General features: G+C 63.7%; 19 protein-coding genes. 14 read left to right on the top strand and 5 right to left on the bottom strand.

Annotated features, from left to right (window positions below; all coding sequences use genetic code 11):
- Nucleotides 1-79 precede the first annotated feature (79 nt).
- From PQQ86_RS16385 to PQQ86_RS16370, 4 genes are all read left to right on the top strand, one after another.
- A complete protein-coding gene (locus PQQ86_RS16385; protein ID WP_028196245.1) occupies nucleotides 80-970 on the top strand; it encodes a phosphoribosylaminoimidazolesuccinocarboxamide synthase in 891 nt (296 codons plus the stop codon).
- Nucleotides 971-1,099: 129 nt separating this feature from the next.
- On the top strand, nucleotides 1,100-1,618 hold the full coding sequence (gene purE, locus PQQ86_RS16380) for a 5-(carboxyamino)imidazole ribonucleotide mutase (protein ID WP_029968172.1): 519 nt from the start codon (nucleotides 1,100-1,102) through the stop codon (nucleotides 1,616-1,618).
- Nucleotides 1,619-1,716: 98 nt separating this feature from the next.
- Nucleotides 1,717-2,913 (top strand): 5-(carboxyamino)imidazole ribonucleotide synthase, encoded by a 1,197-nt coding sequence (locus PQQ86_RS16375; protein ID WP_408268653.1) that lies wholly within the window; start codon nucleotides 1,717-1,719, stop codon nucleotides 2,911-2,913.
- 10 nt (nucleotides 2,914-2,923) lie between these two features.
- Complete coding sequence (locus PQQ86_RS16370) at nucleotides 2,924-3,976, top strand: L-threonylcarbamoyladenylate synthase (protein ID WP_408268650.1); 1,053 nt, start codon at nucleotides 2,924-2,926, stop codon at nucleotides 3,974-3,976.
- A 210-nt stretch (nucleotides 3,977-4,186) separates the two neighbouring features.
- Here PQQ86_RS16370 and PQQ86_RS16365 read toward each other — a convergent pair whose 3' ends face one another.
- The 3 genes from PQQ86_RS16365 to dacB all read right to left on the bottom strand — a co-directional run bounded on the left by PQQ86_RS16365 (nucleotide 4,187) and on the right by dacB (nucleotide 8,342).
- Entirely contained in the window at nucleotides 4,187-5,437 is a 1,251-nt protein-coding gene (locus tag PQQ86_RS16365) for an SGNH/GDSL hydrolase family protein (protein WP_408268647.1), read from the bottom strand.
- 94 nt (nucleotides 5,438-5,531) lie between these two features.
- Nucleotides 5,532-6,482 carry a sterol desaturase family protein gene (locus tag PQQ86_RS16360; protein WP_408268644.1) on the bottom strand — a complete coding sequence of 317 codons (951 nt, stop codon included), beginning with the start codon at nucleotides 6,480-6,482 and terminating at the stop codon, nucleotides 5,532-5,534.
- A gap of 195 nt (nucleotides 6,483-6,677) precedes the next feature.
- Nucleotides 6,678-8,342, bottom strand: coding sequence for a D-alanyl-D-alanine carboxypeptidase/D-alanyl-D-alanine endopeptidase (dacB, locus tag PQQ86_RS16355; RefSeq protein ID WP_459252427.1), 1,665 nt, complete (start codon nucleotides 8,340-8,342; stop codon nucleotides 6,678-6,680).
- Between the two features lie 216 nt (nucleotides 8,343-8,558).
- Between dacB and PQQ86_RS16350 the strand changes: the two genes are divergently transcribed.
- The 6 genes from PQQ86_RS16350 to PQQ86_RS16325 all read left to right on the top strand — a co-directional run bounded on the left by PQQ86_RS16350 (nucleotide 8,559) and on the right by PQQ86_RS16325 (nucleotide 14,354).
- The gene (locus tag PQQ86_RS16350; RefSeq protein WP_054034404.1) at nucleotides 8,559-9,221 is read left to right on the top strand and encodes a response regulator; all 663 of its coding nucleotides are present in this window, start codon (nucleotides 8,559-8,561) and stop codon (nucleotides 9,219-9,221) included.
- A 4-nt stretch (nucleotides 9,222-9,225) separates the two neighbouring features.
- The gene (locus tag PQQ86_RS16345; RefSeq protein WP_408268638.1) at nucleotides 9,226-10,527 is read left to right on the top strand and encodes an ATP-binding protein; all 1,302 of its coding nucleotides are present in this window, start codon (nucleotides 9,226-9,228) and stop codon (nucleotides 10,525-10,527) included.
- Between the two features lie 179 nt (nucleotides 10,528-10,706).
- On the top strand, nucleotides 10,707-12,233 hold the full coding sequence (locus tag PQQ86_RS16340) for a DegQ family serine endoprotease (protein ID WP_408268636.1): 1,527 nt from the start codon (nucleotides 10,707-10,709) through the stop codon (nucleotides 12,231-12,233).
- Between the two features lie 258 nt (nucleotides 12,234-12,491).
- A complete protein-coding gene (locus tag PQQ86_RS16335; RefSeq protein ID WP_408268633.1) occupies nucleotides 12,492-12,986 on the top strand; it encodes a carboxypeptidase regulatory-like domain-containing protein in 495 nt (164 codons plus the stop codon).
- Nucleotides 12,987-13,161: 175 nt separating this feature from the next.
- Nucleotides 13,162-13,560, top strand: coding sequence for a DUF427 domain-containing protein (locus PQQ86_RS16330; RefSeq protein WP_408268631.1), 399 nt, complete (start codon nucleotides 13,162-13,164; stop codon nucleotides 13,558-13,560).
- A 32-nt stretch (nucleotides 13,561-13,592) separates the two neighbouring features.
- A complete protein-coding gene (locus PQQ86_RS16325; protein WP_408268628.1) occupies nucleotides 13,593-14,354 on the top strand; it encodes an SRPBCC family protein in 762 nt (253 codons plus the stop codon).
- A 123-nt stretch (nucleotides 14,355-14,477) separates the two neighbouring features.
- On the opposite strand, the gene PQQ86_RS16320 is transcribed toward PQQ86_RS16325, so the two are convergent.
- Nucleotides 14,478-15,476, bottom strand: coding sequence for a helix-turn-helix domain-containing protein (locus tag PQQ86_RS16320; RefSeq protein WP_408268626.1), 999 nt, complete (start codon nucleotides 15,474-15,476; stop codon nucleotides 14,478-14,480).
- Between the two features lie 185 nt (nucleotides 15,477-15,661).
- Between PQQ86_RS16320 and PQQ86_RS16315 the strand changes: the two genes are divergently transcribed.
- Nucleotides 15,662-16,294, top strand: a complete 633-nt coding sequence (locus tag PQQ86_RS16315; protein WP_408268623.1) for a cysteine hydrolase family protein — start codon at nucleotides 15,662-15,664, stop codon at nucleotides 16,292-16,294.
- 4 nt (nucleotides 16,295-16,298) lie between these two features.
- Here PQQ86_RS16315 and PQQ86_RS16310 read toward each other — a convergent pair whose 3' ends face one another.
- Complete coding sequence (locus PQQ86_RS16310) at nucleotides 16,299-16,976, bottom strand: TetR family transcriptional regulator (RefSeq protein ID WP_054034385.1); 678 nt, start codon at nucleotides 16,974-16,976, stop codon at nucleotides 16,299-16,301.
- A gap of 429 nt (nucleotides 16,977-17,405) precedes the next feature.
- On the opposite strand from PQQ86_RS16310, the gene PQQ86_RS16305 reads away from it, so the two are divergent.
- The 3 genes from PQQ86_RS16305 to PQQ86_RS16295 are packed head-to-tail and all read left to right on the top strand — an operon-like array spanning nucleotide 17,406 to nucleotide 23,385.
- The gene (locus tag PQQ86_RS16305) at nucleotides 17,406-18,638 is read left to right on the top strand and encodes an efflux RND transporter periplasmic adaptor subunit (RefSeq protein WP_408268620.1); all 1,233 of its coding nucleotides are present in this window, start codon (nucleotides 17,406-17,408) and stop codon (nucleotides 18,636-18,638) included.
- Between the two features lie 18 nt (nucleotides 18,639-18,656).
- Nucleotides 18,657-21,866 carry an efflux RND transporter permease subunit gene (locus tag PQQ86_RS16300; RefSeq protein ID WP_408268618.1) on the top strand — a complete coding sequence of 1,070 codons (3,210 nt, stop codon included), beginning with the start codon at nucleotides 18,657-18,659 and terminating at the stop codon, nucleotides 21,864-21,866.
- Between the two features lies 1 nt (nucleotide 21,867).
- The gene (locus tag PQQ86_RS16295) at nucleotides 21,868-23,385 is read left to right on the top strand and encodes an efflux transporter outer membrane subunit (RefSeq protein ID WP_408268615.1); all 1,518 of its coding nucleotides are present in this window, start codon (nucleotides 21,868-21,870) and stop codon (nucleotides 23,383-23,385) included.
- Nucleotides 23,386-23,421: the final 36 nt, after the last annotated feature.

The raw sequence follows: 23,421 nt of genomic DNA, 5'->3' as shown, positions 1-23,421 counted from the left end.
GTTCCCGCATCATCCGGGGAACGGCGTTTCCCTTTTGTTCCGGTCACACTTTTTGCCCCACTTTTAGCGAACCACGACGATGTCTACCCTTTACGAATCCACGCTCCACTCGCTGCCGCTGCTCGGCCGCGGTAAAGTCCGCGACAACTATGCGGTGGGCAACGACCAGTTGCTGATTGTCACGACCGACCGTCTGTCGGCGTTCGACGTCATCATGGGCGAGCCGATTCCGAATAAGGGCCGCGTGCTCAACGAAATGGCGAACTTCTGGTTCGAGAAACTGAAGCACGTGGTGCCGAATCACCTCACGGGCGTGGCGCCCGAGTCCGTGGTGGCGGCTGACGAAGTCGAGCAGGTCAAGGGCCGTGCAGTGGTAGTGAAACGCCTCGAGCCGATCCTCGTCGAAGCGGTGGTGCGTGGCTATCTGGCCGGCAGCGGCTGGAAAGACTATCAGGCAACCGGTTCGGTGTGCGGCGTAGAACTGCCGCCGGGCCTGCAAAACGCACAAAAACTGCCTGAGCCGATTTTCACGCCGGCAGCCAAGGCCGAAATGGGCCATCACGACGAGAACATCACCTACAACGAGATGGAACGCCGCATCGGCACCGAACTGTCGGCCACGATCCGCGACATCTCGATCAAGCTGTACAAGGAAGCCGCTGACTATGCTGCAACGCGCGGCATCATCATCGCGGATACGAAGTTCGAATTCGGTCTGGACAACCATGGCCAGCTGTATCTGATGGATGAGGCGCTGACCGCCGATTCGTCGCGTTTCTGGCCGGCTGACCAGTACCAGGTTGGCACCAACCCGCCGTCGTTCGACAAGCAGTTCGTGCGCGACTGGCTCGAAACCCAACCGTGGAAGAAAGAGCCGCCCGCACCGAAGCTGCCGGACGACGTGGTCACGAAGACGGGCGAGAAGTACCAGGAAGCGCTCGAACGCCTGACCGGACACAAGCTCGCTTAAGTACGCTTACCTGGTTACATCTGCACCGCGTGAGAAAACGCCGGGCCGCCCCAAGTTTCTCACCCCCTCGGGGGGCCTGGCGCGAAGCGACAGGTAGGGGGCGCTCTCAAGAAACAAGGAAGCCGTAACATGAGTGAAGCTCAAACCGCCCATACGCATGGCGCGCCGGTCGTCGGTGTGCTGATGGGTTCCAGTTCCGACTGGGAAGTGATGAAGAACGCCGTCGCGATTCTGCAAGAATTCGGCGTGCCGTATGAGGCCAAAGTCGTGTCCGCGCACCGGATGCCCGACGAGATGTTTGCGTATGCCGAGAGCGCGCGCGAGCGCGGCATACGCGCGATCATCGCGGGTGCAGGCGGCGCGGCGCATCTGCCGGGCATGCTGGCCGCCAAGACCACCGTGCCGGTGCTTGGCGTGCCGGTGGCGAGCAAGTATCTGAAGGGCGTCGATTCGTTGCATTCGATCGTGCAGATGCCCAAAGGCGTGCCGGTCGCCACGTTTGCAATCGGCGAAGCGGGCGCGGCGAATGCGGCGTTGTTCGCGGTGTCGATTCTGAGCGGCACGAGCGCCGAGTATGCGGAAAAGCTGGCTGCGTTCCGTGTGCGCCAGAACGAAGCGGCCCATGCAATGGTGCTGCCGGCGCTGTAAACGCCAAGGCTGATTGCTTTTAGACGTCTCCCTGTCAGACCCCCGGCCGCGTGCTGCTATTGAATGAATGCAGCGCTCGGCCGCGACCGACCACTAAGATGAACCCAGACAACACACCGGTTTCACCGATTCTGCCCGGCGCATGGCTTGGCATGGTCGGTGGCGGCCAGCTCGGCCGCATGTTCTGTTTTGCCGCTCAGGCAATGGGCTATCGCGTTGCCGTGCTCGACCCGGACGAAACCAGTCCTGCGGGCGCGGTTGCCGACCGCCACATCCGCGCGGCTTACGACGACGAAGCGTCGCTTACCGAACTCGCGCGGTTGTGCGCGGCGGTGTCGACCGAATTCGAGAACGTGCCGGCGGCGAGCCTCGATTTCATGGCGAAAACCACCTTCGTGAGCCCGGCCGGCCGCTGCGTCGCTGTGGCTCAGGACCGGATTGCCGAGAAGCGTTTTATCGCGTCGTCAGGCGTGACCGTGGCGCCGCACGTGGTGATCGAATCGTCGGACGCGCTGGCCGCGCTCGACGACGCGAAGCTCGAAGCCGTGCTGCCTGGCATTCTGAAGACTGCACGCATGGGCTACGACGGCAAAGGTCAAATCCGCGTGCGCAACGCCGAGGAAGTCCGCGAGGCGCATGCGTCGCTCGCGGGCGTCCCGTGCGTGCTGGAAAAGCGCTTGCCGCTGAAGTTCGAAGTGTCCGCGCTGATCGCGCGCGCGGCGAGTGGCGCGTCGGTGGTGTATCCGCTGGCGCAGAATACGCATCGCGACGGCGTGCTGTCGCACACCATCGTGCCCGCGCCGGATGCAAGTCCGACGCTGGTCCAGCAAGCACAGCAGGCCGCGCTGCAAATCGCGGACAAGCTCGGCTATGTCGGCGTGTTGTGCGTCGAGTTCTTCATTCTCGAAGACGGGTCGCTGGTCGCCAACGAAATGGCGCCGCGTCCGCATAACTCCGGCCATTACACCGTCGACGCCTGCGCGACCAGTCAGTTCGAACAGCAGGTCCGCGCCATGACCGGCATGCCGCTCGGCGATACGCGTCAGCATTCGCCGGCGGTGATGCTGAACATCCTCGGCGACGTCTGGTTCCCAAGCGGCCCGAAGGGCGCGGCGGTCACGCCGCCGTGGCACGAAGTCGCTGCCATGCCGGCGGCGCGTTTGCACCTGTACGGCAAGGAAGAAGCACGTTGCGGCCGCAAGATGGGTCACGTGAACTTCACGGCCGCGACACTCGAAGAAGCCCGCACGTCGGCGCGCGATTGCGCGCGGCTCCTGCATATCATGACGAGCTGACGCGAGCACCATGCCGGATCAAAGCAAACCTGCCGAAGGGGGCGCCGCAAGCGCCTTGCCTGTGAGCGCCGAGCAGATCGAACACGCTGCCGCGCTGCTCGACGCGGGCGGCCTCGTCGCGTTCCCCACGGAGACGGTCTACGGACTCGGCGGCGACGCCGAAAGTCCGGACGCGGTCGCGCGTATTTATGCGGCGAAGGGCAGGCCGGCGAATCATCCGGTGATCGTGCATCTGGCGCCGCAGGGCGATCCGAACTACTGGGTCGAGCATTTGCCGGCGGAAGCGCAGCGTTTGATCGATGCGTTCTGGCCGGGGCCGCTCACGTTGATCCTGAAGCGTGCCGAGCGGATCAACGCAGCCGTGAGCGGTGGCCAGGATTCAGTCGGTTTGCGCTGCCCGTCACATCCCGTTGCTCAGGCTTTGCTCGAAGCGTTCAGTGCATTGCGCGGCGGACATGGCGGCGTGGCTGCGCCGTCGGCGAATCGTTTTGGTCATGTGAGCCCAACGACAGCGCAACATGTTCGCGACGAGTTTGGCAGCGCGATTCACGTGCTGGACGGCGGCGCATCTGACGTTGGGATCGAATCGACGATTCTGGATTTGTCGCGCGGATTTCCGGCGCTGCTAAGGCCAGGGCGCGTAACGCCGCAGGATATCGCCGACGTGCTCGGCGAGGCGCCACGCCTGCCCGACGGTTCGGATGCAACGGCACCGCGCGCTTCGGGGACGTTGAAGGCGCACTATGCACCGCGCACGCCGTTGATGTTGCTACCTTTTGATGCGTTGCAGATTTTGCTCGCGGCGCGCCAGGGCGATGAACGCGTGGCCTTGGTGGCGCGTGCTTCCCGCGCAGGGGAGTGGGCTCATGCCGAGGGCGTGCATTTCATTGCCGCGCCTGAAGATCCGCACGTTTATGCGCGCGAGTTGTATGGTCTGCTAAGGGCACTCGATCGCGCGGATGTGAGCCGGATTCTCATCGAAAAGTTGCCGGACACGATCGAGTGGATCGCTGTGAACGATCGGCTGGGCAGGGCCGCTGCGGCTTTTGAAGCGCAAGGTTGAGGTTTGATCTTCTTGCCTGCGTGGGCTAAGGTTGCACGCAGCAGGCGAATAGATATCGAGCGCCGCGTAGGCAAGCAAATCACATCGCGCTAACGCCGCAGGCACCTGATCCGACGCGCCGCGCAGACGATAAAAAAACGCCCGGCTTGACCAGCAAGCCGGGCGTTCACAGAACTCGCATCCTGCTGCCGCTACGCGGCAATCCTCAACTTATTTCCCCAAGCCGGTGGCCGCGATCTGCTGCTGAACGTACTGCGCGAACAAGGCGTGCAAGTGCGTGCTCGGATGGACCAGATCCGCGAACATATAGGTCTGGTCAGCGCCGGCCACCGTGTAAGTCTGCGGTGAGCAGAACAACGACGAGCCGAACTGGGCGCCGTACTGGGCCGGGGTCAGCCCGTTCGTTGCGCTCGGATTGGCGGTGGCGTACGCGGTTGCGTTGGTCACCATCGACGTCAGGTTACACGCCGTACCGGTGTTGGAAACCGTGAAGCCCAGCGCCTGGTAGTTCGGCAACTGCTGATCAATCCACGTGAACGCATCGGCTACGATGACCTTGCCCGTGCCCAGCAGGCCGAGGGCCGTCAGGCTCTGGACCAGGATGCCGTTATACGCCGCGGTAATCCCCGACAGGAGTGCAGCCGTGCCAGGCGCGGCTGCGTTGGCCTGAACGCCTTGCGGCGTATTGCCGATGTCCGGCACCGTCGACACCACCACGTGGGTCGCACCTGAGTTGACGATGGTCTGGATTTGCGCGGCGAGCTGCGTGGCGGCCGTCGCGATCTGGGGGGTGGCCAGCTGCTGCAGGTAGCCGGCGATGAACTGTACCTGGCCCGCCTGCGAGTTCGGCAGTTTGCCGGCCTGCACGAGCAGCGGGTATTGCGTCTGCAGCGCGGTGGCGAGCGCCGTCAGATTGGCGGTGGTCGAGAACTGGAAGATGTCGTTCGCGCCGCCGTTCACCAGCACGAGCTGGTTCGAGTTGAAGCTCGTATGCGCGCCCAGGTAGTTCGCCACCTGGGTCACCACCGGCACGGTCGTTGCCGCCGCGTTGTTCGGTGCCCAACCTTCGCCTTGGGCGTTGACGACGTCCGAGCCGCCTTGCGCGTAGCCGAACCCGCCCGTCGCAACCAGCGGTTGACCGAAGCCGCCCACATACGCGGCGGTCAACGTGCCGCCGTAGTACTCCGCGACCTTCTGGGTCCAGACTTCACCTGGGTTCGTCGTGAAGCGGCCGCCGCCGAAACTCGACTGAATCACCGGCGCGTACGTGCCGACATCCGACAAGCTGTCGCCAAACGAAACGACCTGCAGTTTCACGCCGCCTGCCGGCGTGCTGCTGCCTGAGCTGTTGTTGTTATCGCTGCCGCCGCCGCAAGCCGCGAGCAGTGCAAACGCCGCACTGGCAATGGCGATCTGCGTGACGCGGACGAAATTGCGTTTCTTCGATGCTGTTTGTTTCATGTTGACTACATCTCCTCGTATGTGTGGCCCTTATGCCATGTATTGCAGGCAGCGCCCACCGCGTCGGCGGCATGACGACAGCTTACAGAATCTTCTACGGCCTGCGCGGTGTTTGAAACGCGGCCGTATGGTTATCTTCAATGCTCGTAGCGCCGCTGGAAGCCGTGGCGGCGGCACCTGCACCGGCGGCGCGGCGCGCATGATATTCCGCGGCCCATGCGGGCGGTGCGAACAGCGCGCGCAACTTGTTGCGCCAGCCTTGCACGCTCACGAAATCGGCGGCCATCGACGCCCATTCATGAAACGTCGCCCTCAACGGGTTATAGGTGTGAAGCGGTTCGACGATGCCGTACACCGGCGCATCGTGCGGGTATTCCTCGACGTAGCTGCCGAACAGGCGATCCCAGATCACCAGCACGCCGGCATAGTTGCGGTCGATATAGCGGTCGTTGCGTGCGTGATGCACGCGGTGAATCGACGGCGTGTTGAGCACGTATTCGAGCCAGCCGAGTTTGCCGATCGCCTGCGTGTGCACAAAAAACTGGAAGCCGAGATTGATCAGCACGATCGCGACGATCTGCTTCGGCGGAAAGCCGAACACGGCGAGCGGAATCCAGAACAGCCACATGCCGGCAATCGGATACATCAGGCTCTGGCGGAATGCGGTCGAGAAATTCATCCGCTCCGACGAGTGATGCACGACATGCGCGGCCCACAGCCAGCGCACGCGGTGGCTGCACCGGTGAAACCAGTAATAGAGCAGATCCTGAGCGACGAACAGCACGACGAACGACACCCAGCTCGCCTGCCACGTATAGACGCGATAGTGATCGTAGAAAAATGCATAGACGGGGATGATCACGAGCCACGCGAGCTTGTCGGCGGCTTGCTGCATCAGCGCGAGCGCGGCGTTGCAGAACGTGTCGCGCCAGCTATAGAGCTGCGCGCCGGGGCGCGTACGCCGCAGGTGCCACGCCTCCCAGCCAATGCATGCGAGAAAGACTGGCGCCATGGCGAGCAGCAGCAATTCGGCATCGAATTGCATCGTGTCTTCCTCCGTGGTCCCTTGCCGCTGCGCTTGCCGCAGCGGACGTTGTCGTTATCGTTTGATTGGGCCACGCTTTCGTAACGGCTGCGTGGCTCGTGCGCTACGCATAACGTTTTACGCGCGCCTCAAACACTGCCCGACAGCGTACACGCTTGGGCGCATTGCGGCGCGTGGGTTCTATAGAAGGAATCCTCAATGGGTGCCGCGCTTGTGCGGGTTTTTCCTGGGCTTGCTGCCGCGCGGTTCGGCGACGGGGTCGGAGACCTTCGTGAATCCCTGGGAGGGTCCCTGATACACCCATTCGAGCAAGGCGTCGTGCGCGGCGCGCGCGGCCTCAGAATGCGGGTCGTTGATCAGGCTCACCACCACGTAGCTGTTGCCGTCCGCTGAGGCTACGTAACCGGCGATCGCCCGCACGTCTCGCAGGGTGCCGGTCTTGATGTGCGCGTTGCCGCCCGCGCCCTGGTTGGTCAAGCGGTTGCGCATCGTGCCGTCGACGCCCGCAATCGGCAGCGACTCCACGAACACCTGAGCGACCGGGCTCGCATTGGCCCGCTGCAGCAGATCGGCGAGCGAGAGCGCGGTAACGTGCTCGTCGCGCGACAGGCCCGAGCCGTTGTCGAGCGTCAGGTATTGCATGTCGACGCTGTCGCGGCGCAGAAAGTCCTCGATGGCGCGCGCCGATTTCGCGGGCGTGGCGGGCGCTTTTTCTTCCGTTGCGCCGATTGTCAGGAACAGGTTGCGCGCCATGGTGTTGTTACTGAACTTGTTGATGTCGCGCACGATGTCGGACAGCATCGGCCCCTGGTGAGTGGCGACGAGGCGCGCGCCGACCGGCACCGGGCCTTCGCGGGTCGCGCCGCTGAACGTGCCGCCAGTTTGCTGCCACAGGGCCAGGAACCCGCCCGCGAAGAACGCGGAGTGATCGAGCACCGCGACGTTGATCGTGCGCGGACCGCAGCGCACCGAGTAATCGCCGTCGAACGACGCCACCACGGTGCCGTTCGGCTGCGGCGTGACGGTGGGCGAGACGGCGGCGGCGTCGCCGCGGCACGGGCCGTTGACGGCGTGCATCTGATTGTCGATCTGTAGCTGCGAGAGCGCGGGCAGCACGTCGATGGTGACGCTGCCGTCGGGCGAAGGCGTCAGCGTGAACGACAGCGATTTGAAGGCGTACAGCAGCGGATCGGGGCCGACGTTGTACGGCGCAGTGGTGTCGTCGTCGAACGGCGGCAGGTCGCGCGTGGAGGCGTCGAAATAGCGCTTGTCGAGCACCAGCGCGCCGTCGATGCCGGTGATACCCGCCTTGTGGATCTTTTGCACGAGGTCGATCAGTTCTTCGGGAACGAGTTTCGGATCGCCCGTGCCCTGAATGTACAGATTGCCGTGCAGCACGCCGTTGGCATCGAGCGTGCCGTCCGCGTAGGCGCTCGTTCGCCAGCGATACTCCGGGCCGAGGATCGACAGGCCGGAGTAGGTGGTGACGAGTTTCATCGTCGAGGCGGGCATCATCGGCTTGCCGGCGTTCAAGGCGAGGATCGGCGTGCGGTCGCCCACTTTCTCGACCACCACGCTGATCGACGACAAGGGCACGTGCGCGCGCTGCAGGCCGAGCATCACCGGCTGCGGCAACACCGTCGTAACGTTAACGCTTGGATGCGTGGCCTTGACGCGCGCCTGCGCGGTAAGCGGCAACGCCGCGCCGCCGCAGCCGAGCGCGGCGCAGGTAAGCAGCAAGGCCGCCGAGCGCGGTGCGAACCGGCGAGGCATACAGTCAGCAACAGGAGAAGACAGCGGACGCAGCGCTACACGGCGTGCGAGTGAGTGCAAAAAAGCGGGCAAAAAAGCGTGCGTCATGGACAGGCGAAGAAGCAAGATTTCGGGGCGCGGTGGCGCGCGGCAATCCAGAGAGTGTCGAAGCGTCGCGTAACGCGCGAAAAACCGCGGCGCGACGCAAAGCGCCCATTGTAGAGACATGCCGCCACGCTGCGGTGAAAAAGCATCGCGTGGCGCGCACGTGAGGGCTGGGCGCTAGAATGCGGCATCATCAAATGTTTCGGGACCGTACCAACCATGCGCATATTGCTTGTCGAAGACGACCGGATGATCGCCGAAGGTGTACGCAAGGCGCTACGCGGTGAAGGCTTCGCGGTCGACTGGGTGGAAGACGGCGAAGCGGCGCTCAGCGCGGCGGCCAGCCAACCTTACGATCTGGTGCTGCTCGATCTCGGCCTGCCCAAACGCGACGGGCTCGACGTGCTGCGCACGTTGCGCGCCAAAGGCCAGGCCATTCCGGTGCTGATCGTCACCGCGCGCGACGCGGTTGCCGATCGCGTCAAAGGTCTCGACGCCGGCGCGGACGACTACCTCGTCAAACCTTTCGATCTCGACGAACTCGGCGCCCGCATGCGCGCGCTGATCCGCCGCCAATCGGGCCGCAGCGATTCGACGATTCGCCACGGCAATCTGACACTCGATCCGGCCTCGCATCAGGTCACGCTCGACGGCGCGCCGGTCGCGTTGTCGGCACGTGAATTCGCTCTGCTCGAAGCGTTGATCGCGCGGCCTGGCGCGGTGCTTTCAAAGAGCCAGCTCGAAGAAAAAATGTACGGCTGGGGCGAGGAAATAGGCAGCAACACGGTCGAGGTCTACATCCACGCCCTGCGCAAGAAGCTAGGCGCGGACCTGATCCGCAACGTGCGCGGTCTTGGCTACATGATCGCCAAGGACGCCTGAGCCGATGCGTTCGATTCGCCGTCAATTGTTGTTCTGGCTGCTGGCGCTCGTGTTGCTTGGCGTCGGCATTGCGGGTTGGCTGATTTACCGGCAAGCGCTTGCTGAAGCCAACGAACTGTTCGATTACCAGTTGGAGCAGATCGCCGCGGCGCTGCCGTCGGAACCGTTCTCCCAGGTGCTCGGTTCGCGCGACACCGGCGACGAAGGCATCGTGCTGCAAATCTGGAATCGCAACGGCGTGTTGATGTACTACTCGCGCCCGCGTGCGCCGCTCGCGCCGCGCGCCGAACTCGGTTTTTCGACCGAGCACACGGAACGCGGCGATTGGCGTGTGTACGGTGCGATCGTCGGCGATAACGTCGTGCAACTGGCGCAACCGGTTTCGGTGCGTAACCGGCTGGCGGCGAATGTGGCGTTGCGGACTTTGTGGCCGTTGATCGTGCTGCTGCCGCTATTGGGCGTGGCGGTGTGGGTCGTCGTCGGACGCGGGCTGCGGCCGTTGCGGCGCGTGACCAGCGCGCTCGACGCGCGTCACCCCGAGGCGCTCGATCCCTTGCCCGATCAGCGTCTGCCGCTCGAAGTGCAGCCGCTCGTGCGCGCGTTGAACGGCCTGCTCGAACGGCTCGCCACTGCGCTCGATATTCAGAAAGCATTCGTTGCCGATGCCGCGCACGAATTGCGCACACCGCTTGCCGCCGTCCAGATCCAGTCGCAACTGGTGGCCCGCGCAAAAGACGATGCCGCGCGCAGCGAAGCGCTGACCGATCTGCAGGCGGGCGTCACGCGCGCCACGCGTCTTGCCGAGCAATTGCTGGCGCTCGCGCGTTCGGAGCCGGACGGCGTCGCCGCGACGAACGCGATCGATTTGCGCGCGCTGCTGCAGGACTGTGTGGTTGCGTACGCGCCGCTTGCACAGAATCGCGGCGTCGATCTCGGCATCGAGGCGAGCGAACCCGCCACGGTGACCGGCGACGCCGATGCGCTGCGGGTCATGTTCAACAACCTCGTTGATAACGCAACCAAATACACGCCGCAAGGCGGCCGTGTCGACGTCAGTCTGCATGTGGAGGAGGGGCATCCGGTGGTGCGGATTGCCGATAGCGGGCCGGGCATCGAGCCGGCCGAACGCGAGCGCGTGTTCGATCGCTTCTACCGGGCCGGCGCCAGTGCGAACCGTGTGCGCACCGATGTGGCGGGCAGCGGCCTCGGCCTCGCGATCGTGCGCCGCATCGCCACGCAACACCATGCGGCGGTGAAGCTCGACGAATCGGAGGCGGGTGGTTTGCAGGTCGATGTGCGCTTCTGAGGGTGAGACTTTCTGTTCGTAAAGTGACTCGAACGTGGTTTGAACGTGGCTTAAGCGAGGCTTAAACAAGCCTCGGCAATGGGCTTGAAGCGATCTGGCGCTGCTTAAGACTCTTTTAAGCGATGCCACGTACGCTTCATCTCATTCCAAAGCCTCTTTCTCCCAGTCAGGAGTACACGATGAACGCGAAAACCTTGTCCCGCAGCGCTGTTGCAGTGGCTGTCGCCGTGGCGCTCTCCGCCGGCTATGTGGCGGGGCATCGCGACGTGCCCGCGCCGCAGGTGATCACGCCGGCGCAGGCCGCGATGATGCCTGCTGAAGCCGCGGCAAAAACCGGCATCCCCGATTTCTCGGGTCTGGTCGAAACCTACGGCCCGGCGGTGGTCAACATCAGCGCGAAGCACGTGGTCAAGCAGACGGCATTGCGCGGTAACGGCGGTAATGGCGGTAATGGCGCCAACGGCGGCAACCAGTTGCCGATCGATCCGAGCGATCCCTTCTACCAGTTCTACAAGCACTTCTTCGGCGGCATGCCGGGCATGCAAGGCGGCGACGGCGGCGATGCGCCCGATCAGCCGAGCGCGAGCCTCGGCTCGGGATTCATCGTCAGCAGTGACGGCTACATCCTGACCAACGCCCACGTGGTGGACGGCGCGAACGTCGTCACCGTGAAGCTTACCGACAAGCGTGAATTCAGGGCAAAAGTGGTCGGCGCCGACAAGCAGTCCGACGTCGCCGTGCTGAAGATCGACGCGAGCAGTCTGCCGACCGTGAAGATCGGCGATCCGCGTCAGAGCAAGGTCGGCCAGTGGGTGGTCGCGATCGGCTCGCCTTACGGTTTCGACAACACGGTGACCTCGGGCATCATCAGCGCGAAGTCGCGCTCGCTGCCGAACGAGAACTACACGCCGTTTATCCAGACCGACGTGCCGGTGAACCCGGGTAACTCGGGCGGCCCGCTGTTCAATCTGCAAGGCGAAGTGATCGGCATCAACTCGATGATCTATTCGCAGACGGGCGGATTCCAGGGCCTTTCGTTCGCGATCCCAATCAATGAGGCGATCAAGGTCAAGGACGACATCGTCAAGACCGGCCATGTGAGTCGCGGACGTCTCGGCGTTGCGGTGCAGGGCATGAACCAGACGCTGGCCGATTCGTTCGGCATGCAGAAGCCGCAAGGTGCGCTCGTCAGTTCGGTCGATCCGGGCGGCCCGGCCGCCAAGGGTGGTCTGCAACCGGGCGACGTGATTCTGTCCGTGAATGGCGAGCCGGTCAGCGACTCGTCGGATCTGCCGTCGCAGGTCGCGGGTCTGGCGCCGGGCAGTTCGGCTACGGTGCAGGTGTGGCGCGACAAGGCCACCAAGGACCTGAAGGTGACGATCGGTTCACTGTCGGATGCCAAGGTGGCCTCGGACAAGGCCGATCAGCCGACCCAGTTGCAAGGCCGTCTCGGCGTGGCGGTGCGGCCGCTGACGCCGGAAGAGAAGAGCGGCGCGTCGGTGTCGCACGGTTTGCTGGTGCAGCAATCGGGCGGCGCGGCTGAAAACGCCGGCATCCAGCCGGGCGACGTGATTCTGGCGGTCAATGGCCGGCCAGTCACGAGCGTCGATCAGTTGAAGCAGATGATCGCTGGCGCGGGCAACAGCATCGCGTTGCTGATCCAGCGGGATAATGCGCAAATCTTCGTGCCGGTCGATCTCGGCTAACCAGAAATTGAACGCATTGAAGTAACGCTTGCCGGTCCTTGCACTTACTGCGTACGGACCGGCATTTTTTCACCTGTTTCAAAGCTTGACTCAAAGCTGCATCAAAGCTGTAAAGCAGGGCGCTCTGCGCCGCATGGCGTGGCGCAGCAGCGGTTTCCATACGACGCGAACTGATGGCGGGCACGCAGGTTGCGTCTGCCTTGATCTGGACCCTCCGAGGGATTCCGGATGACAAGGACCTTAAGAAGGAGCGAACCGATGAAAACCCAACGCAATCAGCGAAGGATCGTAGCCGCCGCCGTCTGCGCAGCGCTCACGCTCGGTCTGGCGGGCGGCGCTTATGCGCAGGCGAGTGACGTAACGGGCGGTACGACCACCGACGAAAGCAGCGCGGGCAACGCCAACGGTGGTGGCCTGCCGCAAATCCAGCAGCAGGGCGACGTCTCGTTCGTGTCGGGCGGCGTCGGTCTCGACGAATCGAAAGCACTGCAGCACGCGCAAAGCGAGTGGCCGCTGTCGATGCGCTTCACCGGCCCCGGCTCTGATTTTCTCGCCGACATCCACGTGCGAATCGTCGATGCGCACGATGGCAACGTGCTGACCGCTACCTCGCGTGGGCCGTACATGCTGGTCAGGCTGCGCCCGGGCCGCTACACCGTGCACGCGCAATACAAGGATAACGATCAGACCAAGGCGGTGACGATTCCCGCCAAGGGCACTGCCAAGGCGGCGTTCTACTGGAATACCCAATAAGCGGCTTGCTTCTCTGAGCGGCGCCGGACAACACGCCCCGGCAGCATTCAGGAAGGCCGCGCAATCGGCTGAAGTTTGGCCGATAATGAAGCCACGGGCGCACCCCGTGGCTTTTTTGTTGCAGGACCGCATACCGAGTTGCATCCCGGGTTACATCCCATCACGGAGCCGAGACATGAGCGATGCCTTGACGCCTCACGGAAGCCCCGTCCCCGGCGCGAGCACGGGCGGGCACACCATCGCCATCAGCGGCAACAACCATCGGGTGCGTGTGATTCACGGCGGCGTGACGATGGCCGATACCCAGGCCGGCCTGACACTCGCCGAAACCGGCCTGCCGGACGTGTTTTATTTTCCGCGCGGCGACGTCAATATGGCGCGCCTCGAACGCTCCGCTCATACATCGCACTGCCCGTTCAAGGGCGATGCTTCGTACTATCATCTGCGCACCGAAGACGGTCTGATCGAAAACGCCATCTGGAGCTATGAGACGCCGCTTGAACCGGCGCTACAGATAAAAGGGTATCTCGCGTTTTACGCATCGCGCGTCGACCGCATCGATCAGACGTCCTGACCGGCTGTCGCGCGTTCATCGGGGAGGCTGCCATGGAACTGAACGACGCGTTACGGATTCCGCTTGCGCCGTCCGACGTTTGGGACGCGTTGCAGGACCTCGCCCTGTTGCGTGCCAGCCTCGACAACTGCGAGTCGTTCACGCGGCTCGGCCACGGCGAATATGCACTCACCATGACCGTGCCGCTCGGGCCGTTGCGCGCGCGTTACGAAGCGCGCGCCCACGTAGCCGGCCAGGATTCCGGACCGGCGGACGCGCAACGCCGCACCATCAACTTCAAGGCGCGAGCCGAGGGCATCGGCTCGTTGCGCGGACAGATCGAAGTGAGATTGCGCGCGGACGATGGCTCGCATGGCGTCGGCAGGGAGCGCGGAACGCGGATCGACTACACGATCTGGGCGACCTCGTCCGGGCCGCTCGCCGAACTGCCCACGCGCCAACTCGAAAACGCGTTGCACCAACTGGCCGACGATTTTTTCGACGAGTTCGGCGCGGTCGTTCGCGCCAAACATGGGCAAGGGCCGAACCGTGCGCGCGGTTCGGCGGCGCGTCGGCAGCACGTGTTTCTGCGGCCGATCACGCTCGGCGGGATTGCCCGGCGCACGCGCGTGGATCACGGCAATGCGCTGACCGGACGGGCAGCGAGCGCGTCGCATGGGGCGGCCCACGGTGTGTCGCATGGAGTTTCGCATCGCGAGCACAATCCGCACGTGGTGCCTAACTGGGCGTGGGCGGTGATGATTTTCCTGGTGGCGTTGCTGTTGTATGTGGCGCGCTGGATTAGCGAACAGTGACGGCCTGGCTTGGCACATCGCTGTCGTGTCAGCGCGACTACGAAACCCTGGTGGGTTACTACGAAACGCCGTTGACCGCGCGGCGTTTGTGACACCTGAATGCTCTGCTGGTTTCACCCGCGCTCACACGCCACGGAACTCCCGCCTCCACGCGGATGGCGAGGTGCGGAACGCCTCCGCGAAATGTTGCCGTAGCGAGGCGGTCGAGCCGAATCCCGCGATCCCTGCGATCGCTTCCACGGACTCATCCGTGCTTTCCAGTAATTGTTGAGCGCGGCCGAGCCGCTGTGCCAGCAGCCATGCACCGACGGTCGTGCCGGTGGCGAGCCGGAAGCGCCGCGTAAACGTGCGGCGGCTCATCAACGCGCGTTCGGCGAGCGTGTCGAGCGTATGCGGCGCATCCAGATTCCCGCTTACCCAATCGAGCAGACAGGACAGGCGGTCGCCGCGTACGTTCGGCGCCACCGGTTGCTGGATGAATTGTGCCTGGCCACCCTGCCGATGCGGCGGCACCACCAGCCTTCGCGCGACATAGTTCGCCGCCTGCGCGCCGCACATCTTGCGTAGGACATGTAGGCAGCAGTCGAGGCCGGCAGCGGTGCCGGCCGAGGTCAGCACGTTGCCGTCGTCGACATAGAGCACGTCGGGGTCGAGCCGCACGCGCGGAAAGCGGCGCGCGAAGTCGTCCGCCCATGCCCAGTGGGTCGACGCCGGCCGGTCGTCGAGAATGCCGGCGGCGGCCAGCACGAACGCGCCCAGGCACAGGCCGACCAGCTGGGCGCCGCGTGCATGGGCGGCGCGCAGCGCGTCGAGCAGGGCGGCGGGCGGCGTCTCGTCCGGATCGCGCCAGCTTGGCACGATGATCGTATCTGCGTCGGCGAGCGCTTCGAGCCCGTGCGTGATGGCGATCGAGAAACCGGCGGTGGTGGTCAGCGCGCCGGGTTCGGTAGCGCAGACGCGAAAGTCGAAATCGGGCAAGCCGCCGTTGCTGCGGTCCTCGCCGAATACCACGCACGGTACCGAAAGATGGAAGGGGCTGATGCCGTCGAACGCGACGACCGCGACGACGTGGCGGGGTGCGTCGTCGCGCCCGGCAGTAGAGGAGGTGGATGTAGCCGTCATTCGCAATCGCCCCGTGATATTCAACGATGATCCAACGATGGCCCGATTCTAGCGAAGATTGTCATTCGGGTCGCTATCGGGGAAGTGGCGGCTGACGAACAATGCTTCATCGCCGCTGCCTGCAGAACGCCCATCCCGGGCCGTGCAGCGCGAGCCCTAACTGCTCAACCGACAGGAGTCTTGCCATGACTGCACCCCGCCGCGCGCTGATCGTCATCGATGTGCAGAACGAATACGTTACCGGCGATCTGCCGATCGAATACCCGGACGTGCAAACCTCGCTCGCCAACATCGGCCGGGCGATGGACGCGGCCCGTGCCGCCGGCGTGCCAGTGGTGGTGGTGCAACATCTCTCGTCGGCCAGCTCGCCGGTGTTCGCGCGCGGCAGCGACGGCGCCGAACTGCATCCGGTGGTGGGCGCGCGGGCGCACGACCACTATATTGAGAAGTCGCGGGCGAGCGCTTTTACCGATACCGATCTCGCCGACTGGCTGGCCGCGCAGCAGGTCGACACGCTGACGGTCGTCGGTTACATGACGCACAACTGCGATGCGTCGACGATTAACCACGCATACCACGCGGGGTTTGCCGTCGAATTTCTGCACGACGCAACCGGCTCGCTGCCCTATGAGAACAGCGCGGGCTTTGCGAGCGCGGAGGAGATTCACCGGGTCTTCAGCGTGGTCCTGCAGTCGAACTTCGCGGCGGTAGCGAGTACGGCGCAGTGGATTGCCACAGTGCAGGGTGGGGCGCCGCTCGAACTCGGCAATATCTACACGTCGAATCAGACGGCGCGGGCGCGCCGGGTCGCGGCGTAAGTATCTAGCTAGTCTGACCGGGTAACCGGGCGGCCGGCGCCGTCCGATTCCCGGTGCGCAGCGCCGGACTCAGCAGCAGCGCATCGAACATCCCGGCGACCATTTGCTCCCCGTGCTTGCCGAAATCGGTCGCATCCGGCAGGAACAGCATGTCGCGCAGCGAGCCACTGACGAACGCGTGGACCATCGCCGCTGCCGTCTTCGTGTCTAGATCGGCGGGCAGTTGGCCTTTGGAGATCGCGTTGCGCAGACCGCCTTCGATCTTCTTCAGCCCTTCGCGCATATTGGTCTGATAGCGGATCATCACTGGTCCCATCTCTTCGACCAGCTCGCACTTCAGAAACAGGATGTCGAACACGCGCCGGCGACGCGGGTCGTTGGCGGTGTCGCGCAGGCAGACCGTGCAGATTTCCATCAGGCGCCCGAGCGGGTCAGGCTCATTGGGGTCTTGCGAGGCGGCCTTGAGTTCGTCCAGCGGCAGCAGCACGCGGTCGAACATTTCGGTAAACAGATCGCTTTTGTGCGCGAAATGCCAATAGATCGCGCCGCGCGTGACGCCGGCGGCCTGCGCGATGTCGGCGAGCGACGTGCGCGATACACCCTTCTCGAAGAAAACCCGTTCGGCCGCGTCGAGAATGCTGTTGCGCGTCTCCTGCGCCTCTTCTTTGGTTCTTCTGACCATATTGTGGTGACCTGCCCTGATTGTGGGGTTTCCCCGGGCGCTTTTAAGTACGCTCGATGACAATCTGTCTGCTGTTAAGCAATTTACGAAGCGATCTTGCAGGTCCCCCGCCTGCAAAGAAGTAAACGCACTTTTACATGCATTCGTGGATGTATATATAATAGCATCCCACGATCGGATAGCCCAAGCCGTGACGACCGGTTAATATCCGTCACTGTTGCCTTTCAAAACGCTCTTGCGCCGTGCCCCGACGGGCGGCGCCGTGCGGCATTTCCCCGGTATGGCGCATTTTGCTCAGGATGCCCCTGCAGGTGCGGTTTGCATCCACGGGCTTCCGGTCACGCGTCGCAAGACGCATGTGTGCGCTGTCGTCCCCGGGGTAGGGATGCGCGCACTTTTTCATTCTCAGTCTTTGACAGAGGTCGCTCCATGCGCGTCGAACGGGTTCCATTCCGCTTAATCAGTGCCGCGACGGCTGCCGTATTGCTGGCAGCGTGCGGACCAAAACAATCTGCCCCGCCGCAACAAACGCCCGAAGTGGGTGTCGTCACCGTCCAGCCGACGGCTGTGCCCGTCGTCACCGAATTGCCTGGCCGCACCAGTGCCTTCCTCGTCGCGCAAGTGCGTGCACGGGTCGACGGCATCGTGCTGCGCCGCGAATTCACGGAAGGCGGTGAGGTCAAGGCCGGTCAGCGTCTGTACAAGATCGATCCGGCGCCCTATATCGCGACGTTGAACAACGCGAAGGCAACGCTGGCGAAGGCCCAGGCCAATCTCGTGTCGACCACCGCGCAAGCCAACCGCTTCAAGGTCCTGGTGGCCGCCAATGCCGTCAGCAAGCAGGACTACGACAACGCGGTGGCCTCTGCAGGCCAGGCGGCGGCTGACGTGGCCGCCGGTAAGGCCGCGGTCGACACGGCGCAGATCAACCTCGGCTACACCGACGTGACCTCGCCGGTGACCGGCCAGATCGGCGTGTCGCAAGTCACGCCGGGCGCGTATGTGCAAGCGAGTGCCGCCACGCTGCTGGCAACGGTTCAGCAACTCGACCCGGTCTACGTGGATCTGACGCAATCCAGCCTCGACGGTCTGAAGCTGCGCCGCGAAGTGCAGGAAGGGCGCCTGAAGACGAGCGGTCCGGATGCCGCCAAGGTCTCGCTGATTCTCGAAGACGGCCGCACCTATTCGGAAAAGGGCAAGCTGCAGTTCACCGACGTGACGGTCGATCAGACCACCGGCTCGGTGACGGTGCGCGCGATCTTCAAGAACGCGGACAAGGTGCTGCTGCCGGGTATGTTCGTGCGCGCGAGGATCGAGGAAGGCATCAACGACAACGCGCTTGTCGTGCCGCAAGTCGGTATCACGCATGACCAGAAGGGCCAGCCGACCGCGCTCGTCGTCAATGCCGCGAACAAGGTCGAATTGCGCCAGCTCGTTACTGCGGGCACGTACGGTTCGAACTGGGTGGTGGAAAGCGGCCTGAAGGCCGGCGACCGCGTGATTGTCCAGGGCACCGACAAGGCGCATCCGGGGCAGGACGTCAAGGCCGTTGCCGCGCAACTTCCCGCCACACCCGCTTCCGGCGCAGCCGCTCAGGGTGCGCCGGCCGCCAGCGGTGCTACGCAGACGGCTCAACCCGCTTCTGCTGCATCGGGCGCGTAATAACAGGGAGCCCGCCACATGGCAAAGTTCTTTATTGATCGCCCGATTTTTGCATGGGTGATCGCCATTATTCTGATGCTCGCGGGTATCGCGTCGGTCTTTACGTTGCCGATCGCGCAATACCCGACCATCGCGCCGCCGGCCGTGCAGATCAGCGCAACGTATCCGGGCGCATCGGCGAAGACGGTGGAAAACACTGTCACGCAGGTGATCGAGCAGCAGATGAGTGGTCTCGACCACTTGCTGTATCTGTCGTCCACGTCGGACGACTCGGGTACGGCAACCATCACGCTGACGTTCGCAGCCGGCACCAATCCTGACATCGCGCAGGTGCAGGTGCAGAACAAGCTGCAGCTCGCCACGCCGCTGTTGCCGCAAGCCGTGCAGCAGTTGGGTACCAAGGTCACGAAGTCGAGCAGCAGCTTCTTGCTGGTGATGGCGTTCGTGTCCGAAGACGGCAGCATGAACAAGTACGACCTGGCGAACTACGTCGCGTCGAACGTCGAAGACCCGGTCAGCCGGATCGACGGTGTGGGTACGGTGACGCTGTTCGGCTCGCAGTATGCGATGCGGATTTGGCTGGACGCGAACAAGCTGACCAACTTCGGCTTAACGCCGGTGGACGTGCAGACGGCGTTGACGGCGCAGAACGTGCAGGTCGCGGGCGGTTCGCTCGGCGGCACGCCGTCGGTGCCGGGTCAGGTGCTGCAGGCAACCATCACGGAAGCCACGCTGCTCAATACGCCTGAACAGTTCGGCAACGTGCTGCTGAAGGTGAATACAGACGGTTCGCAAGTCCGTATCAAGGACGTGGCGCGTATCGAACTCGGTGGCGAAAACTACAACTTCGACACCAAGTACAATGGTCAGCCGACGGCAGGCTTCGGTATTCAGCTCGCCACCGGTGCGAATGCGCTGGCTACGGCCAAGGCAGTCCGCGCGAAGGTCGCCGAACTGTCGAAGTACTTCCCGCACGGCCTCGTCGTGCAGTATCCGTACGACACCACGCCGTTCGTGCGCCTGTCGATCGAAGAAGTGGTCAAGACGCTGCTCGAAGGTATCGTGCTGGTGTTCCTGGTCATGTACCTGTTCCTGCAGAACCTGCGCGCCACGCTGATCCCGACGATCGCCGTGCCGGTGGTGCTGTTGGGCACGTTCGCGGTCATGGGTCTGGTGGGTTTCTCGATCAACACGCTGTCCATGTTCGGGCTCGTGCTGGCGATCGGCTTGCTGGTGGACGATGCGATCGTGGTGGTGGAAAACGTCGAGCGGGTGATGCAGGAGGAGGGCTTGTCGCCTCGAGATGCTACCCGCAAGGCGATGGACCAGATTACCGGCGCGCTGGTCGGCGTGGCGCTCGTGCTGTCGGCGGTGTTCGTGCCGGTGGCGTTCTCGGGCGGTTCGGTCGGGGCTATTTACCGGCAGTTCTCGCTGACGATCGTGGCGGCGATGGTGCTGTCCGTGCTGGTCGCGTTGATTCTGACGCCGGCGCTGTGCGCGACGATCCTCAAGCCGATCGAAAAGGGTCATCAGGAAAGAACCACCGGTTTCTTCGGCTGGTTCAACCGCACGTTCAACAAGAGCCGCGACAAGTATCACTCGGGCGTTCACCACGTGATCAAACGCTCGGGCCGTTGGCTGATCATCTACATGGTGGTGATCTTCGCGGTCGGCCTGCTGTTCGTGAAGTTGCCGAAGTCGTTCCTGCCTGATGAAGACCAGGGCACGATGTTCGTGCTGGTGCAAACACCGTCCGGCTCGACGCAGGAAACCACGGCTCAGGCACTGAAGGACGTGTCCGACTACTTGCTCAACGGCGAGAAGAGCATTGTCGAATCGACCTTCACCGTGAACGGCTTCAGCTTCGCCGGCCGCGGTCAGAACGCGGGTCTCGTGTTCGTGCGGATGAAGGACTACGCGGTGCGTCAGCACTCGGATCAGAAGGTGCAGGCGCTGGTTGGCCGACTCTTCATGCACTTCTCGAGCTACAAGAACGCGCTGGTGTATCCGGTGAATCCGCCGTCGATTCCTGAACTCGGCACGGCTGCCGGCTTCGACTTCGAGTTGCAGGATCGCGCCGGTATCGGCCACGAGAAGCTGATGCAGGCTCGCAACATGCTGTTGGGCATGGCTGCGAAAGATCCGACGCTGGCTCAGGTGCGTCCGAACGGCCTGAACGATACGCCGCAGTTCACCGTGAACATCGACCACGAGAAGGCTTCCGCGCTCGGCGTGTCGCTGTCGGTGATCGACCAGACGTTCTCGATCGCATGGGCGTCGCAGTACGTGAACAACTTCCTCGATACCGATGGCCGGATCAAGAAGGTGTATCTGCAAGGCGACGCGCCGTTCCGGATGAAACCGGAAGACCTGAACGCCTGGTACGTGCGCAATACGGCCGGCAGCATGGTGCCGTTCTCGTCGTTCGCCAGCGGTACGTGGTCCTACGGTTCGCCGAAGCTCGAGCGCTACAACGGTATCTCGGCGGTGGAAATCCAGGGCGCGGCTGCACCGGGCAAATCGACCGGTCAGGCCATGACGGCCATGGAAGCACTCGTGGCGAAGCTGCCGGCGGGTATCGGCTACGAATGGACGGGCCTGTCGTTGCAGGAACGCCAGTCCGGTTCGCAGGCGCCGATTCTGTACGGCATCTCGATCCTGGTTGTGTTCCTGTGTCTCGCGGCGCTGTATGAAAGCTGGTCGATCCCGTTCTCGGTGATCATGGTGGTGCCGCTCGGCGTGATCGGCGCACTGCTGGCCGCTACGCTGCGCGGGCTCGAGAACGACGTGTTCTTCCAGGTGGGTCTGTTGACCACGGTGGGGCTGTCGGCGAAGAACGCGATTCTGATCGTGGAATTTGCCCGCGAGTTGCAGCAGGGTGAAGGAATGGGGCCGATCGAGGCGGCGCTGGAAGCAGCGCGTCTGCGGTTGCGTCCGATTCTGATGACCTCGCTCGCGTTCATTCTCGGCGTGATGCCGCTCGCGATCAGTAACGGCGCGGGCTCGGCCAGTCAGCACGCAATCGGTACTGGCGTGATCGGCGGGATGTTGACGGCGACCTTCCTCGCGATTTTCATGATCCCGATGTTCTTCGTCGTGATCCGCGCGAAGTTCGGCGGCGAGAAGGAAGACCCGGATGAGGCGCTCGCACACTACAACCAGCACCATCCGCATGACGGCCAAGGTGGCGGGTCGACTGATGCAGGCTCGGGCAAGGACGGACATTGAGATGCAAAAACACTCTTTGATTGCAGTGGCGGTTGCGCTGTTCGCCGCGGGTTGCACGATGGCGCCGAAGTACCATCGCCCGGATGAGCCCGTGACGGCGACCTTCCCGACCGGCGGCGTGTACGACACGCAGCCGGGCGCGGCGGGTGCCTCGCGGACCGCGAACGGCCAGGCGGCCGCCGATATCGGCTGGCGTAATTTCTTCGCTGATGCGCGTTTGCAGCGGCTGATCGAAATCGCGCTGAAGAACAACCGCGATCTGCGCGTGTCGGTGCTGAATATCCAGGCGTCGCAGGCGCAGTACCAGATCGCTCGCGCGGCGCTGTTCCCGACGTTGGACGCTGCGGCTTCGCAAAGCAAACAGCGCACGCCGAAAGATCTGACATCCACTGGGCTGACGATCAGCAACACGTACTCGGTGGGTCTGAACGCGTCCTGGGAAATCGACTTCTTCGGGCGGATTCAAAGCCTGAAGGATCAGGCGTTGGCTCAGTACCTGGCTACCGCTCAGGCGCGCAAGGCCGCGGAAATCGCGCTGGTCTCGCAGGTGGCGAATCAGTACATGACGGTGCTCGAGGTGGACGATCTGCTAAAGGTCACGCAGAACACGCTGAAGACCGCGCAGGAGTCGTACCGCATCACCAAGCTGCAGTTCGACAACGGCACGGGTTCGGAACTGGATCTGCGGCAGGCGCAGACGGTGGTCGAGCAGGCGAACGCCAACCTGCAGTCGGAGGCACGTCTGCGGGCTCAGGCCGATAACGCGCTCGTGCTGCTGCTCGGCGAGCCGTTGCCGGACGATCTGCCGCCAGGCATGTCGCTGGACAGTCAGAACCTCCTGACGGACATTCCGGCGGGCCTGCCGTCCGATCTGCTGACACGTCGTCCGGACATCATGGAGGCCGAGGAGAATCTGCTTGCGGCCAACGCGAACATCGGCGCGGCGCGTGCAGCGTTCTTCCCGAAGGTCTCGCTGACCGGCAGCTTCGGCACGCTGAGCCCGACGCTCGGCGGTCTGTTCAAGCCGGGTTCGGCGGCATGGAGCTTCGCGCCGTCGATCACGTTGCCGATCTTCGAAGGCGGTCAGAACAAGGCCAATCTCGATCTCGCCACCGTGCAGAAGAACATCCAGATCGCAACGTATGAGAAGGCGATCCAGACGGCCTTCCGCGAAGTGGCGGACGGACTGGCGGCACGCGGCACGTACGATCAGCAGATCCAGGCGCTGGAGCGCAATACCTTTGCCGAACAGCGCCGGCTGGATCTGTCGGACCTGCGTTATAAGAACGGTGTCGACAGCTATCTGTCGGTGCTGACCGCGCAGAACGATCTGTATGCGTCGCAGCAGTTGCTGGTTGCCGCGCGCATGCAACGTCTGCAGAACCTGGTCACGCTGTACCAGGCACTCGGCGGCGGGTGGATCGAACGGGCCGGCGAACAGCCGCGTCCGGCGGATGCACCGGTCGATTACGGTGCGGCGAGTGCGCCGGTGGCGGCTTCGGCGGCGACTGCGGGTTGAGTCTTGCAGTAGCAGGCGCGTAGGGCGGGTTTCGGT

The organism is Paraburkholderia sediminicola (assembly GCF_046026675.1).
Taxonomy (GTDB): Bacteria; Pseudomonadota; Gammaproteobacteria; order Burkholderiales; family Burkholderiaceae; genus Paraburkholderia; species Paraburkholderia sediminicola_F.
Note: the sequence above shows the minus strand (reverse complement) of the source record. Positions and strands in the feature narration are given on the sequence as shown.

What these genes read in the sequence shown, in the direction of transcription:
- PQQ86_RS16370 (WP_408268650.1), top strand. Translation starts at nt 2,924, where the DNA reads ATGCCGGATCAAAGCAAACCTGCCGAAGGGGGCGCCGCAAGCGCCTTG.
- PQQ86_RS16305 (WP_408268620.1), top strand. Translation starts at nt 17,406, where the DNA reads ATGCGCGTCGAACGGGTTCCATTCCGCTTAATCAGTGCCGCGACGGCT.
- PQQ86_RS16325 (WP_408268628.1), top strand. Translation starts at nt 13,593, where the DNA reads ATGGAACTGAACGACGCGTTACGGATTCCGCTTGCGCCGTCCGACGTT.
- PQQ86_RS16330 (WP_408268631.1), top strand. Translation starts at nt 13,162, where the DNA reads ATGAGCGATGCCTTGACGCCTCACGGAAGCCCCGTCCCCGGCGCGAGC.
- PQQ86_RS16375 (WP_408268653.1), top strand. Translation starts at nt 1,717, where the DNA reads ATGAACCCAGACAACACACCGGTTTCACCGATTCTGCCCGGCGCATGG.
- PQQ86_RS16320 (WP_408268626.1), bottom strand. Translation starts at nt 15,476, where the DNA reads ATGACGGCTACATCCACCTCCTCTACTGCCGGGCGCGACGACGCACCC.
- PQQ86_RS16335 (WP_408268633.1), top strand. Translation starts at nt 12,492, where the DNA reads ATGAAAACCCAACGCAATCAGCGAAGGATCGTAGCCGCCGCCGTCTGC.
- PQQ86_RS16350 (WP_054034404.1), top strand. Translation starts at nt 8,559, where the DNA reads ATGCGCATATTGCTTGTCGAAGACGACCGGATGATCGCCGAAGGTGTA.
- dacB (WP_459252427.1), bottom strand. Translation starts at nt 8,342, where the DNA reads ATGACGCACGCTTTTTTGCCCGCTTTTTTGCACTCACTCGCACGCCGT.
- PQQ86_RS16345 (WP_408268638.1), top strand. Translation starts at nt 9,226, where the DNA reads ATGCGTTCGATTCGCCGTCAATTGTTGTTCTGGCTGCTGGCGCTCGTG.
- PQQ86_RS16295 (WP_408268615.1), top strand. Translation starts at nt 21,868, where the DNA reads ATGCAAAAACACTCTTTGATTGCAGTGGCGGTTGCGCTGTTCGCCGCG.
- PQQ86_RS16300 (WP_408268618.1), top strand. Translation starts at nt 18,657, where the DNA reads ATGGCAAAGTTCTTTATTGATCGCCCGATTTTTGCATGGGTGATCGCC.
- PQQ86_RS16385 (WP_028196245.1), top strand. Translation starts at nt 80, where the DNA reads ATGTCTACCCTTTACGAATCCACGCTCCACTCGCTGCCGCTGCTCGGC.
- purE (WP_029968172.1), top strand. Translation starts at nt 1,100, where the DNA reads ATGAGTGAAGCTCAAACCGCCCATACGCATGGCGCGCCGGTCGTCGGT.
- PQQ86_RS16360 (WP_408268644.1), bottom strand. Translation starts at nt 6,482, where the DNA reads ATGCAATTCGATGCCGAATTGCTGCTGCTCGCCATGGCGCCAGTCTTT.
- PQQ86_RS16340 (WP_408268636.1), top strand. Translation starts at nt 10,707, where the DNA reads ATGAACGCGAAAACCTTGTCCCGCAGCGCTGTTGCAGTGGCTGTCGCC.
- PQQ86_RS16310 (WP_054034385.1), bottom strand. Translation starts at nt 16,976, where the DNA reads ATGGTCAGAAGAACCAAAGAAGAGGCGCAGGAGACGCGCAACAGCATT.
- PQQ86_RS16365 (WP_408268647.1), bottom strand. Translation starts at nt 5,437, where the DNA reads ATGAAACAAACAGCATCGAAGAAACGCAATTTCGTCCGCGTCACGCAG.
- PQQ86_RS16315 (WP_408268623.1), top strand. Translation starts at nt 15,662, where the DNA reads ATGACTGCACCCCGCCGCGCGCTGATCGTCATCGATGTGCAGAACGAA.